This is a genomic window from Psychrobacter sp. FDAARGOS_221 (assembly GCF_002313155.2).
Taxonomy (GTDB): domain Bacteria; phylum Pseudomonadota; class Gammaproteobacteria; order Pseudomonadales; family Moraxellaceae; genus Psychrobacter.
In genome coordinates this window covers 277,631-291,061 of the sequence record NZ_NWFK02000001.1, presented here as the reverse complement: position 1 = coordinate 291,061, position 13,431 = coordinate 277,631, and the positions used below count along the sequence as shown (strand labels likewise).

General features: G+C 42.3%; 11 protein-coding genes. 5 read left to right on the top strand and 6 right to left on the bottom strand.

Going from position 1 to position 13,431, the window contains the following annotated elements:
* The first annotated feature begins 225 nt into the window (after positions 1-225).
* From A6J60_RS01295 to A6J60_RS01285, 3 genes are all read left to right on the top strand, one after another.
* Positions 226-1,893, top strand: coding sequence for a carbon starvation protein A (locus A6J60_RS01295; protein ID WP_096064390.1), 1,668 nt, complete (start codon positions 226-228; stop codon positions 1,891-1,893).
* Positions 1,894-2,029: 136 nt separating this feature from the next.
* Positions 2,030-2,299 (top strand): cory-CC-star protein, encoded by a 270-nt coding sequence (locus A6J60_RS01290; RefSeq protein ID WP_096064389.1) that lies wholly within the window; start codon positions 2,030-2,032, stop codon positions 2,297-2,299.
* 65 nt (positions 2,300-2,364) lie between these two features.
* A complete protein-coding gene (locus A6J60_RS01285) occupies positions 2,365-3,408 on the top strand; it encodes an ArsA family ATPase (protein WP_096064388.1) in 1,044 nt (347 codons plus the stop codon).
* Positions 3,409-3,424: 16 nt separating this feature from the next.
* Here A6J60_RS01285 and A6J60_RS01280 read toward each other — a convergent pair whose 3' ends face one another.
* From A6J60_RS01280 to A6J60_RS01265, 4 genes are all read right to left on the bottom strand, one after another.
* Positions 3,425-5,164, bottom strand: coding sequence for a DUF3482 domain-containing protein (locus A6J60_RS01280; protein ID WP_096064387.1), 1,740 nt, complete (start codon positions 5,162-5,164; stop codon positions 3,425-3,427).
* A 63-nt stretch (positions 5,165-5,227) separates the two neighbouring features.
* Positions 5,228-6,583: a DUF2868 domain-containing protein gene (locus A6J60_RS01275; protein ID WP_096064386.1), complete on the bottom strand. Its 1,356-nt coding sequence runs from the start codon at positions 6,581-6,583 to the stop codon at positions 5,228-5,230.
* Between the two features lie 155 nt (positions 6,584-6,738).
* On the bottom strand, positions 6,739-7,317 hold the full coding sequence (locus A6J60_RS01270; RefSeq protein ID WP_096064385.1) for a GNAT family N-acetyltransferase: 579 nt from the start codon (positions 7,315-7,317) through the stop codon (positions 6,739-6,741).
* A gap of 184 nt (positions 7,318-7,501) precedes the next feature.
* Positions 7,502-9,355 (bottom strand): ABC transporter ATP-binding protein, encoded by a 1,854-nt coding sequence (locus A6J60_RS01265; protein ID WP_096064384.1) that lies wholly within the window; start codon positions 9,353-9,355, stop codon positions 7,502-7,504.
* Between the two features lie 231 nt (positions 9,356-9,586).
* On the opposite strand from A6J60_RS01265, the gene A6J60_RS01260 reads away from it, so the two are divergent.
* Positions 9,587-10,582, top strand: coding sequence for an HNH endonuclease (locus A6J60_RS01260; RefSeq protein WP_096064383.1), 996 nt, complete (start codon positions 9,587-9,589; stop codon positions 10,580-10,582).
* A 139-nt stretch (positions 10,583-10,721) separates the two neighbouring features.
* Here the strand turns inward: A6J60_RS01260 and A6J60_RS01255 are convergent, their stop codons facing one another.
* Together A6J60_RS01255 and prpF are read right to left on the bottom strand one after the other, a co-directional pair.
* The gene (locus tag A6J60_RS01255; RefSeq protein WP_096064382.1) at positions 10,722-10,940 is read right to left on the bottom strand and encodes a hypothetical protein; all 219 of its coding nucleotides are present in this window, start codon (positions 10,938-10,940) and stop codon (positions 10,722-10,724) included.
* Between the two features lie 250 nt (positions 10,941-11,190).
* Positions 11,191-12,447 (bottom strand): 2-methylaconitate cis-trans isomerase PrpF, encoded by a 1,257-nt coding sequence (prpF, locus tag A6J60_RS01250; RefSeq protein ID WP_096064381.1) that lies wholly within the window; start codon positions 12,445-12,447, stop codon positions 11,191-11,193.
* A gap of 266 nt (positions 12,448-12,713) precedes the next feature.
* Between prpF and A6J60_RS01245 the strand changes: the two genes are divergently transcribed.
* Positions 12,714-13,346, top strand: coding sequence for a hypothetical protein (locus A6J60_RS01245; RefSeq protein WP_096064380.1), 633 nt, complete (start codon positions 12,714-12,716; stop codon positions 13,344-13,346).
* The last annotated feature ends 85 nt before the right edge of the window (positions 13,347-13,431 follow it).

The following is a 13,431-nucleotide window of genomic DNA, read 5'->3' as shown; positions in this document are numbered from 1 at the left end:
TGGTTTTTTATTTAATATGGTTTTAATTTAATAAATGATATAGTCAAAGATTACTGAAGTTAAGTATTACGCAAGGAAGCAGAACAACGCAGCTTAAAAATGGCTTAGCTATAGTTTTTACCCATTATTTCAGTCTATAATAATGCGTTTTTTAAAAGTTCATCTTATTATTAACTTAATTCAATACTCCCAATCTTATCAAAGCTAACTTTCAAGGAGGAACAAATGAACAGTGCCATTGTCTTACTGTTTGGCGTCCTAGCCATGCTTGCCGGCTACTTTGTGTATTCAAAGATGTTTGCTAAGCATATTTTAGGATTGGATAATTCCATTCCCACCCCCGCACATACCATGAAAGATGGTATTGACTATGTGCCTACCAATAAGTACGTGCTGTGGGGACATCACTTTACATCAGTTGCCGGTGCGGCACCTATTATCGGTCCTGCCATCGCTGTTATTTGGGGTTGGGTACCGGCCATGATATGGGTGGTTTTAGGTACTATTTTTATGGCTGGGGTTCACGATATGTCAGCCACTTGGGCCAGTGTCCGTAATAAGGGTCAGTCAATCGGTAGTATCGCAGGCTCTGTGATGGGCGGCAAGGTACGCACCTTGATGATGGTGGTTATCTTCTTACTACTGTTGATGGTTAACGCTGTATTTGGTGTGGTGATTGCCAATATGATGATCAAAACACCAACCGCGGTTATTCCGGTTTGGGGAGCATTAGTCGTCGCCGCTATCATTGGTCAGTGTATCTATCGCTACAAAATGAACCTAGCGTGGGTCTCACTATTTGGTGTTGTCGCCTTATACGGACTGATTTATCTGGGTACATTAATGCCTGTCGCCATCCCAGAGACAGTGTTTGGTTTACCAGATAATGCGGTATGGATCTTATTCTTATTTTTCTACGCTGCGATTGCATCATTACTACCAGTTTGGATGCTATTACAGCCACGTGATTATATTAATGGATTGCAGCTGTTTGTGGGCTTAATCCTTTTATATGGCGCTATCTTTATTGCGACGCCAGATATTGTTGCACCTGCAATCAACCACAACTTACCAGCAAGCACACCTTCAATCATGCCGCTGTTATTCGTTACCGTTGCTTGTGGTGCGATTTCTGGCTTCCATGGATTGGTGGCAACCGGTACTACCTCGAAGCAAATTGATAAAGAAGAAGACATTCGCTTTGTCGGTTACTTTGGTGCAGTGGGTGAAGGGCTATTAGCGCTGGGTGCTATCTTGGCTGCTACCGCAGGTTTTGCGACTTTAGCAGACTGGGAAGGCGTCTATCAGAAGTTTGGTGATGGTTCAGTCGGTGCCTTTATCGATGGCGGTGCCACTATTTTAAATAATGGCATGGGTATTGAGATTGTATTATCACAGACTATCTTGACGGTTATGGCCGCTTTATTCGCGGGTACAACCATGGATACGGGTGTGCGCTTACAGCGTTATATCTTCCAAGAGTTTGGTGAGGTTTATAACTTGCCAGCGCTTAAAAAAGGCGTGGTTGCCACACTTCTTGCAGTTGGTAGCTGTTTGTTAATTGCCTTTGGTGCTGGCGGTATCGATGGTTCAGGCGGTATGCTAATCTGGCCTTTATTTGGTACTACCAACCAGTTGATGGCTGCATTAACCTTGATGATTGTCACCGTTATTCTACTGCGTAAAGGCAAAACGGTTTGGTATACGCTTGCGCCCTTGTCTTTCTTATTAGTGATGGCAATCTTTGCATTGATCCTGCAGTTGAAGACGTTCTATAGTGATGGCAATTGGCTGCTTATCTTCTTGGATATTATTATCTTAATTGCTACCATTTTGGTAACTTTTGAAAGCTTCTCTGTATTACGTCGTGAATGGCGACAGCATAGAGCATAGAGCATAGACAGTAATTAGGTTTTAATTAGGATAAAAAACGCTGACTTTAAGTTGGCGTTTTTTTATAACATAATGGATAAGGTGATAATATGATGGTCATTTATATAAAAACTGGTTTAGGAAGAGGGCAATAAACATGGATACCCAATCACAGTCTTGGTGGCAGCGCTTTGTTGCTGGTTTAAATGAGTTTTATCATGCGCCATATCGACAAACACTGGCTCGAGCAGCGCGTGATGAAGAAGATCTGTTTATGCTGTTATTATTTTGCGAAAGCTTAGGCATTGATAATCCTGCCAGCTTTTATACGCTTGAGCTACAGCCCATATTCTTAGAGCAATTTCATGAGTGGCATCAGCGCATGGGTATGCCCCGTTGTCCCTTACAGCATGGCGGCTGCTGTTAAAACAGCTTTTAACTTTTAGCCAAGACAGAAGTTTGACTAAGCCAGAAGGCCCTAAAGAGAATATTATGCAAAGTTTAAACAAATTGGTCGAGCAATTAGATAGCATCCCCATTGTATTTGTGGGCGGTAAGGGCGGGGTAGGTAAGACCACCACAGCCGCTGCGTTAGCATCGCAATTTGCTGCCAACGGTCAAAAGACGTTAATTATCTCGACTGACCCTGCCCACAGCTTGGGCGACGTATTTGATGTTAAGCTCAGCAATCAAACAACGACTCTGACTGATAAGTTAGATGCGCTTGAGCTGAATCCAGACATCATCATTGATGAGCACTTTGCCCGTGTAGAGCGCACCATTAGCAGCTATGCTAATCCTGATATGCTACCAAAAATAAAACAGCATCTTCAACTGTCTAAAAGTGCACCCGGAGCGCAAGAAGCAGCCATGCTCGAGGCCATCTGTCGTCATTTGGTCGATGCCGTAGAGCAAAATCATTATGATCATATTATCTTTGATACCGCTCCAACCGGCCATACGCTACGGCTGCTAACACTGCCAGAGATGATGGCAGCCTGGACAGATGGGTTATTGTCGCAGCAAAGACGGCAAGCCAAATTAAAAAGCGCAGCAGACCATGTGGCTGGGCACTCGCACAAACACAATGACAATCATCAACACCATGATAATGAGCTTCATCAGCCCAAACGTGGCTTTAACAATCCCTTTGCCGATGCGAAGCCAGTGGATAGATGGCAGCAGGCGGTAGAAGTGCTAAATAAACGCAAAGCGCTGTTTCGTCAGGCAGGAGAGTTGCTGCATGATAAGCATAAAACCGCGCTGATATTGGTGCTGACTGCTGATAACTTACCGATAGAAGAGACGCGCCGTGCCGTGGAGCAATTAAAGCAAGCACAGTTGGCGCCCGCTGCGTTAGTCGTCAATCAATTGATACAACTTGAGCAGCAAGACTCGTTTTGGCAGCAGCGAGCCGCCAGACAACAAAAGCTGGTCGCTGATATTGAGCACTACTTTAACCACTATCCTTTATATGCACTGTATCTGCAGCAAAGCGATGTACGAGGTCTATCGCAACTGCAGCAGCTTAGTTAGTTTAGGATAATTTAATCTAATCCGACTGTCTAGAATGTTTTAGCTTGTCAGATAATGACCATGCAGCATCCGCGCGCAGTTCAAACGCCAACTCACTTTTGCCACTGGTTAAGCTGCTCCATTGTGGCTTACCACGTGCTTTTTTAAGTTCACTAGGCAGCTTGTTAGGATCCCAAGGCGGGGTGGCTGTTTGTTGCAGCTCAGCAATTGGCGTATCTGGTTTTGCAGCGTGACCGCGATGACGCAAAGAGGCGAGTAAGTCTAGCGAGCGAGTGGCCAATAGGGTAACAGTGGCTGGGTCGATATACAGACGCTTCACGCCGGTTATCTTGTCTGCAATACTGCTGGTGTTCGATAGGATACCGCCGGCAATACCCCCAATGGCTGCGCCTAAGCCTAAGGTAGTGCCCAACGCGGCAGCATCAATACCTAAGCCCAATAAAGCCCCTGCTGCGGCACCCGATGTGGTGCGTAGTCCATAGCTTTTTAATAATTCTGGATCAAAAGGGTCTTGTTGGTATTCATTTAATTGCAGTGGCGTTACAACCGCTGTGTTGTCATAGAACTTGTATAAGTTCATCAGCTTGCTTTGCATTGAGCGTTCACTTTGACGTACTGCTTCTTGCATCTCATTCAGCACTGGCAAAGGATCATCTTCATCATCAATCTCGCGCACGTAACCGGCCACATCAAGTAAGAAATGAGAGATGATAATCATGGCCTGCTCATATAATTGCGCCCAATCTTCACGGCGACGGGCAACCAGCTGATCTAAGATTTCAGAATGAGTCATCATGGTGGCTAGATTCTGCCAAAGCGTCATCTCATCTTCGAACTCAAAGGCAACCGAGTCAAAGCGGGTAGAGATATGCAGATTGCGGCGTGCCAGCATGGTTTGCCACGCTTCAATATTGGCATCTTGGCTGTCAGTGAAGTTAAATACTGGCATTACTGGAATAGCCGACCACGATAAGATAGCTAACTCATCTTTATATTTACCAAGCACCGGCTCACGTGCATCAATGACATAGATTGCCATGTCACTAGCCAGTAATTGACGAATCACCTTGGCTTCTTGTGAGTAGTCATCAAGGTGATTGCTAGTCCCACCTTGAGCTTCACTTTTGGCAAGATCACTGGCCAAAAACTGCTGTAGGCGCTCAATACCATCTCGGCGACTGGCAGTATTGTCTTCTAGCCAGTCCATCAAGCCCGATGCATCTTCCAGTCCTGGGGTATCAAATAAAGCGACTAAGGCTTCATCTGTCTGGCTATCACTAATCACCGCACGCTCAACATGGCGGGTAGTGGCCGCTTCGTTTTTAACTTCCCCAAAGTACATATCACGCAGTAGTGTTCGTAATATCGATGTTTTACCAGTATTGGTATGACCAACCACAGCCAGTTTTAGCGGATCCCCACTAGCGATGGTTGTTTTAGGGATACTGTGTAGATAGTCACTCATGCTTTTAGAGCCGTTATTACTCTCAGTAGGCTGAGTATTTGATGCTCTTGAATCCTGATTATCTAGCTGTTGAGCATCCGACTGTTGAGACCCCATATTTTTAGCGTCAGCGTGCTGAATATGTTGACTGTCGCTAGCTGCCTGATGCTGTAAACCTTGAGGTGCTTGAGATGTTTCAGAGTTATTTACCTCGCTAGAACGGTTTGCGTCAGGCTCAGCAGTAAAGGCTTTATCACTAAATAAGCCACCAGCAGGGCGTTGTGGATTGGGTGATTTGTTATCGGTGCTCATAAATTACTCAAAATTAATAAATTCAAAAAACGATAAAATAGAAAAAAGCTGTTTGTGACTTTGCTAAGAAACCAGACCAATCTGATATTCCGCCAATGCCGCTTGCCACTGCTCAAGACGAACAGTCTCGCTTTGGGTATTTTGTTCAGAAACCTCATCAGACTGTGGCTTTAATAACTGAACAATCAAGCCTTGCTGAGCATGGGTCGCAATCTTCTGTAATTTGCGCATGGTGCCACGATCGGGTAGAGCCTGCGCATGGATACCTAGCAATACTTGTACCTTATGCTCATCTAAGTAAGCGTATAACTTATCAAAGTCATCACGGTCATCAACAATGCCAAAATCCACCACCTGTGAATCTGTAAACTCAGGGCCTGCTGCTTGATACCAAAGTTTGTCGTTATACGGATATTCTAATAATGCGACTAGCTTTTGACCTTGGGTGACTTCAGCAACAGGGGCAACAGGTTGTACTTTTTCAACAAAGTCATTTTCATCAACCACTTTGCGCTGCCAAAAGCTCAATATCTTTTGATAATACGGCTGCTTAATGTCTAACGTCATCTTCTTACGGTTAAACATTAAGGCACAAAATGCCCATGCAATCGCTCGTGGTAGCATGCCATACATCAATAAACTGCCAATCAATAAGCTGGCCCACTGTCTGGCAATCGACAATGGCATAGCTTCAGTCACCAGTCGACTTTGGATAACCGCATCAGCGTCAGGCACACTAAAGCCGACCATACTAGGCAACCAGCCCAGCCAATGAGTCAATGCCATCAATGCGTTATCTGACAGTAGGGTAGATTCCCAACTAAAGCTATATTGACGCACAATCAGTAAAAATATAATGGCAAACAACATACCGGTTAATGTTGCTAGCCATAGTTGATGGGTAAACTTGCCCAAATACCAGCGCATGCCGGTATGACGCAGCTGCATGTCATACAGCTCGACCGCTGCTTGAGTCACATCATCTTTACCACGAATCAGAGCTTTGGGGCTAATAAAGCTGGTAATAATGCTTGGCGATTGACTGCCTCTATTAATAATGGTTAACACCAGCCAGCCGACCAGCATTAAGGTATGAAAGCCTAGTAAACATACTAGTACATAAAAAAAGTTGACCACATTGGCTTGCAGTAATGCAAATAAGCCAACAAACCCAGACACGCACCACAAGACGCTCATTACTAAGATAATGCCTTTGATACGGCCATCAATTTTCGACAAGGTTGAGGCTAACGACCCATTGCTATCAATGCGCTCCGCACGGCGATGTAGCTTTTGAATAGGAGTCGCTTGCTCATCTTGTAAGCGCTCGGTAATCAGTAAAGGATCGGTTGCAAACACGTGATCCTTTGATTCCAACATACGTACCAGTTCGGTTAATTGATCTTGTTTTGATAGCATGTGAATCCTTGTCGCTTAATGGTGGTCTGTCTTTATCAGAGAATTATAAGAATAGGTTAGAGCTAATTTGGCTTCTAGATTAACCGATTGATTAACAATATTCGATAATATATTTGGTTAAATAGGTTAATAAATATTAGGCATTAGAGCTGATTTTATATCAATAAATACAATACGCCAATAATCATCAGCGCCAGCAATAACAGCAGCACGTTAATCAAGATATTTTTGGCGCTAAGATTGGCTGACATTTTAACCGAAGGCAGTTTAGATTTAGGCTTAGGCAGCAGCATATCTATATGCTCAAGCCCATCTTCTAAGTAGGGCTCGCTGATGGCTTCAAAGCCTAATGATCGATAAAAATCGAATAAATAAGTCTGCGCAGATATCTGGATTGGGCGCTTACCATAAGTGGCGTGACAGTATTTAATAGCGCGTGTCATCATTTGCCTCGCCAACCCTTTGCCCCTATGTTCCGGTAATACCAGAACACGACCGATATGAGGATGGGATTTGTCATTGGCTATGACATCTGGCGGCAAAATACGACAATAGCCAACCAAAGATTTACTCTTATGAATCACCAAGTGTTGGCTATCAAAGTCTAACTCATCAATGTCTTGAAACACACAAGCCTGCTCTACGACGAACACTTGCGATCGGGCATGCAAAATGTAATACACATCCACAGGGCTTAGTTCGTCGAAGGGCTTAATGGTAAAGTTAACGTTCATATTTGTGCGGCTTATTATTAGGTTCTGAATTAAGTTTATGTATTAAGCTTTAATCATGGGGCTAAGTATAGGGGCTAAGTTTGGTTGACCCTAATTTTTAACGACATTGGGCTTTAGCTTATGACAACAGCATATCCATGCCTTCTTCAATCAAATGCCGTCTTCAATCAGCGGTCGACGAACGTTATTGATCAGGATGTAAGGTATGACTGATCTTCTCTAAGTTTAAGCTGTCTGACATGGCATTGAATATCTCAAAGTATTTACCCTTTTGAGCATACAGCTCCTCATGTGTACCTGTCTCCATCACACGACCATCTTCAATCACCACCAAGTCATCGGCATCAATAATTTGTGAGATATTATGCGAGACGATAATGACCGTACGATCCTTTTTAATCAAGTCTAAGCTCTGCTTAATCTGCTGGGTTGCAATTGCATCCAAACTGGCAGTCGGCTCATCCAAGAACACAATCGGTGGATCTTTTAGGAACATACGTGCCAGTGCAATACGCTGCTGTTGACCACCCGATAGCATTTTTGCCTCACTATCATAACCCTCTGGCATACCGACAATTTGATCGTGAATAGATGCTTTTTTGGCAGCATCAATGATTTCTTCTTGGGTGGCATTCATATCACCATAGCGGATATTGTCTGCAATGGTACCTGAGAAAATATGGTTTTTTTGCAGTACCAGACCAATTTGTTCACGCAAACTTTGGGTACTGTACTCATTCAAATCACGGCCATCAAGACAAATACTACCGCTACTTGGATCATAAAACTTCACCAGCAGATTAATAATGGTACTTTTACCCGCACCACTTAATCCCACTAATGCAGTAATGCGATTGGGATGAATCTCAAAGCTCACATCCTGCAAGGCCTGCTTACCATTGGGGTAAGAGAAGTTAACATCCTTAAGCTCGATATGACCTTTTAAGTCAGTACATTCAATCTTGCCTTCGCTTTCAATGGCATCGTCGTCATCTAAAATATCGAAGAAGCCTTCTGCGTAGGTTAGGGCATTATTAATCTGGTCATAAATACGGTGCAGCTCGCGAATCGGCGCCGCCACGTTTTGGAACAGCAGCACATGAAACATAATCGCACCAATGGTCATTTGATCATTGAGCACAAAGTAGGCGGTTAAAACGATAATCACCACCACGCCAATCTGCTCAATAAAGCTCTTGCCAGCGTTGTACATAAACGCAATACTGCGAATACGCAGCTGGTTAGTAGTCATGTCCTTCTGGATTTCCCAGTGCTTGTCCGATTCAATTGGCTCACGCACAAAGGATTTAATAACCGTAATCGACTCAATAATCGAGATAACCAAACCGCTTTTAGTCTCACGGTATTGGCGCATCTGACGGCGAAAGCCTTGCAATCTATTGGCCTGTCTTTGGCTGACAAAAAAGTAAATCGGCACAATAATCAGACCAACCATACCCACCCAAAAGTTGGCATTAAACATAATAATCAGCGACACAATGGCACTGGCAAACAGCGGCAGCATATCGATGAAGAAGTTTTGTACCAACTGGGTTAAGCTACCCACACCCAAGTCAATTCGGGTCTGCAGCTTACCACTGGCGTTTTCATCACTGGTATAAAACGCCATCTTGTAGGTCAATATCCGCTCAACTACCTTTTGTGACAAATCACGCGACAGGTTAATTCGAATACGCTCACCAAAGTAGCGCTGACCAAAGGTGATAAACACGTTGAGTATTTCTTTTGCCAGTAACACAGAGCTAATCAGGGTCAGAAGTTTTATACCCTCAATCCAAGGGTCAGGCAAATCGGTAATACCGGTCAACGAGTCAATCGTATATTGCAGCACAAAAGCGTTGACCTGAGCGGTAAACGAACCCAGTACCGTCAATATCAGCGTTAATATGAATAAGGTACGATAAGGCTTCGCAAACACCGCCAGGCGCTTTAAGATATACCACAACAGACGGCCACGATCCTTAGGCTTAGAGGGTGGCTTTAAGTTTAGAGGAACACGCTTTGGAGGATTGGCCATAATATAAAAACGCTATGTAGTTTCAATTATGCGCTTATTATAAAGGCTTTATAGTGTTTCTTAAAATTTGGTAACTAAAATCAATCAAAGGCAGCCGATAACGGTGAGCTTAGTTCTAATATTGCCCTTTCATTTTTGACTTTCACAGCGCCTTCCATATTATTTAAATTCAATAAAGTTATGGTGCTATCATAATAAAGACCAATAGATTTATAAAAAACACCATGTTTTTTGAGAGATGTCATAACTAATATATTTCTACAGCCAGCCAGTGCAAACACGATTCTTAAAGACTCTAACGACACTATAGTAAAAGAAATATCTATTGAGCAGTATAAGAATATAATTGAAACAAAAGATTATGATGCCCTTAAAAGGATATATCCTGATGGTTTTGCAAAACTTAGAGGTCTAACGCCGGGTAAAAACAATATTAATGTTAAGAAATGGGAAAGTATTAAGTCTGGTGATGTGATTTTGTTTTATAGGAAAGGTGCATATGAGCTTAGTGCAGTTACTACATATAAGTTTCAAAACAAGGATTTAGCGTTGGAGTTATGGGGAGTAGATGATAAAAACCAGACTTGGGAGTATATGTACTTCCTCGCAGAAATAAAGAGTATTAATTTGCCCAAAGAAGACTTGAATAGGCTTGTGGGGTATAGCGAAAATAACTTTCCTCAGGGTTTTACAAGGATTACTAAGTGTTCAGAAGAGACTAGATTTAAAGTTCTTGATGAGTTGGATTTAATAAGTAGCGTTTATTATCCAGAAGTGGACTCAGGTATATTAGACAATCTTGCGTATCTTTTGGATACTAGCAACGAGCTAGATAAAGAATCATTATCTAAGAGAAGAGTTGAGCAAGGTGTTTTGCGTAGGGTTTTGTTTAATCAACATCCAACTTTTACCTGCTGTATATGCCAGCGTGAATATCTTACTAGATTTATGGTGGCAGCTCATATTAAAAAACGTTCTGAATGTAGTATCGAAGAGAGGCTTGATATAGAGAATATTGTTGCACCAATGTGCAAGTTCGGATGCGATGATCTTTACGAGCATGGATTTATAAGTGTAGATAACGGTATTGTCACTATTTTAAATAATGATGTCACTAAGCCAATGTTTGATTATATGCAAACGATAAGTGGTAATAAGTGTAGCTATTGGAAAGAAGGAACTGAAAAATATTTTAAGTGGCATTTAGATGCAAACAAAAAAGTTTAGTAAGTAACTTACTCTTATCATCAATTAGAAGAACATGTTCATATTTGTTCTAGGGGTGCTTTCACTCATAATACATTTTAATAAAAAAGAGCATAAGTTGATTAACCTATGCTCTTTTTTATTAATGGCGATTCGCTTGCTACGATTTGTTAGCAATCAAACCTTTAATTAATGCCACAACTTTTTCACTATGCTCAGAGTTTTTAAGCTCTTCTAATAGCTCAGCTTTTGACATATTTTTATAACGCTCAAGATCTTCTTTATTGATGTCTTTTGCGATGTCCATAAGTCCTGATAGGGTGCTGTTGCCCTCTGCATTGTCGCCTTTTACTGCGCCTAGCATGTCTTTCATATTCATTATATTTATTCCTATTATTTAAAAGTTTATGCTGAGAGTATTGATCTAGTCGATCTGTTTAAATCGGATTCAATATCTTCAACACTATAGTCAGTGTAACTTATCTCATTCAATTAAGCCAATTCACTGAAAACAAACCACTACACTTAAAATCAGTCCAAGCTATAGCGATTGACGGGTTAAATGATAGTGGCTTGAAAGTTATTTAAATAATCACTTAAATAATGAGTTATGCAGCTAAACTTGTGTATTAAAAGCTATCTGCTGGCACAAACACTTGACCGACCATAATACGGCGAGCAGAGCGGCTCATTGATACTTTTTTGGCCTGCCAGCGACCATCAACTTGTTCTGTCTTACCGCCCACAAGTAGCGTACCTGACGGATGACCAAAACGAACTTCTGATAAGCTGCCACCGCCAGCTGCCTTATTTACAAGCGTACCTTGCGTGGTTGCTGCCGCGGCAATGGCCACCGCCGCGGTACCCATCATGGCATGGTGTAGCTGACCCATACTCATGGCACGCACTACCAGGTCAATGTCTTGCTCATTAACAGCTTTACCGCTTGATGCGGTGTAGCTTTGCGCAGGGGCAACCCATGCAATCTTTGGAATGTGCTGGCTCTTTTCAGCTTCACTCACCTCTTTGAACAGTCCCATTGCGACACCGCCTTTGGCACGAATGGTTTCAAGTTTGGCTTGCAGCTCAGGGTTGCTATTTACATCAGGCTGTAGCTCGGTTCCGGTGAAGCCCAAATCTTCAGCATTGATAAAGATGGTTGGAATACCAGCATTGATAAATGTCGCTTGAACGCTGTCTTTATCTAAACCACATCCTGTCACGTCAAACTCATCAACCAAGTTACCGGTTGGGAACATGGCGCTTGAGGCATCTACCGGATCAATAAATTCAATTTTAACCTCAGCGGCAGGGAAGGTAACCCCATCAAGCTCAAAGTCACCGGTCTCTTGAACCTGTACATTGCCTTGCTCATCTTGATAGACAGGCACATGAGCAACGATGGTTTTACTGATATTTTGCTGCCAGATATTAACTTCACAAATACCAGACTCGATACTTTTGGCTACCTTATCGGCATCCACTAAGCCCATATTAATAGCACAAGCACCCACAGCAGCGGTTAGGTTGCCACAGTTACCAGCCCAGTCAATCATCGGCTTGCTGATGTTAACTTGACCAAATAGGTAGTTGACGTCGTGTCCGTCTTGATCAGACTTAGAAAGAATTACGGTCTTAGAGGTACTTGATGAGCCATTGCCTAAACCGTCAATTTGCTTACCGTAAGGATCAGGACTGCCAATAACCCGTAATAAGAAATTATCACGCGCTTGACCAGGCTGCTGACAACGCTCAGGTAAGTCATTTAGATTAAAAAATACCCCTTTAGACGTGCCGCCGCGCATATAAGTGGCAGAGACTGCAATTTGAGGTACAAAATTTTTGGAAGCAGAGTTGGAGGCGGTTGAAGACTGGTCTTGGCTCATTATGGGTTCCTTTAGTCCGTTAAAAGTGTAATGGCGTTAGGTGTAGTTTAGGTGTGAGTGCCTTTAAGCACGCCAAGTATTAATCAGATAAGTATTAATAAAGTTAGTTAAAACCATCATTACGATGATAGGGGATAAAGCATTAAAGCTCAATGCGTTATCGAAGATTTAAATTGATACTGGCGTGAATCAACATGATAATATGCTGAAGTTAATAGCACTTTAATATTTTAACCACAAATCATTCATTTAAAAAGGATTTAAACATGATGTTATCTCGAATTTTACCGCTTAGTATGGTTGCTGTCGGATTAGCTGTCGCAGGGTGTCAATCGACAACCTCAGCCAACAACGCGTCAACCAGTAACCAGCAAGTGCATACAGCAGCTAACAATACGTTAAACAATCAATCGGGTACGCTGACAACCATTAAACTGACCAGTGGTAAAACACTGACTGTTAATTTACCAACTAACTGGACAGTCCAAAGTGCGGTTAAAAAAGGCCCAGCAACCCATATCGAATTGACCAATAACTCAGTTACGCATGCCCCTAAAGTGATGATGAGCTTGGCATTTACCAAATCAACTGACAATAGACTGACAACCTTGCCTGCCATACGTCAGTTGGTAGAAGAAAATAGCCAAAGGTTTCAAAGTCAGGCTGTTGAAAATCCAATTCGTATTCAAAAGCTTGCCAACAACAATGGCTATTATTTCAAAATAACCGATAAAACCATGAATCCGAACCAAGCTCATGGTGCTGATGAATACATGTATATGTTCCAAGGCGCCATTCTTGTTAAAGAGGGTGTGGCTATATTTAGTGGCTTAACTGACGATTTAAAACGTGATGAGCAGCAAATATTATCAATCATTAATTCGGCTCAGATTAAATAACTTATCTCTTTATCTATGAAGTAACTAAAAGAGTAGGTGAGTAGTAATCATCAAAGTATTTGAATCAATTTAAGTAATTTAAGCA

Bases quoted from the DNA above. Each gene is read 5' to 3' on its own strand.
- A6J60_RS01295 (WP_096064390.1), top strand. From the start codon at position 226: ATGAACAGTGCCATTGTCTTACTGTTTGGCGTCCTAGCCATGCTTGCC.
- A6J60_RS01290 (WP_096064389.1), top strand. From the start codon at position 2,030: ATGGATACCCAATCACAGTCTTGGTGGCAGCGCTTTGTTGCTGGTTTA.
- A6J60_RS01285 (WP_096064388.1), top strand. From the start codon at position 2,365: ATGCAAAGTTTAAACAAATTGGTCGAGCAATTAGATAGCATCCCCATT.
- A6J60_RS01280 (WP_096064387.1), bottom strand. From the start codon at position 5,164: ATGAGCACCGATAACAAATCACCCAATCCACAACGCCCTGCTGGTGGC.
- A6J60_RS01275 (WP_096064386.1), bottom strand. From the start codon at position 6,583: ATGCTATCAAAACAAGATCAATTAACCGAACTGGTACGTATGTTGGAA.
- A6J60_RS01270 (WP_096064385.1), bottom strand. From the start codon at position 7,317: ATGAACGTTAACTTTACCATTAAGCCCTTCGACGAACTAAGCCCTGTG.
- A6J60_RS01265 (WP_096064384.1), bottom strand. From the start codon at position 9,355: ATGGCCAATCCTCCAAAGCGTGTTCCTCTAAACTTAAAGCCACCCTCT.
- A6J60_RS01255 (WP_096064382.1), bottom strand. From the start codon at position 10,940: ATGAATATGAAAGACATGCTAGGCGCAGTAAAAGGCGACAATGCAGAG.
- prpF (WP_096064381.1), bottom strand. From the start codon at position 12,447: ATGAGCCAAGACCAGTCTTCAACCGCCTCCAACTCTGCTTCCAAAAAT.
- A6J60_RS01245 (WP_096064380.1), top strand. From the start codon at position 12,714: ATGATGTTATCTCGAATTTTACCGCTTAGTATGGTTGCTGTCGGATTA.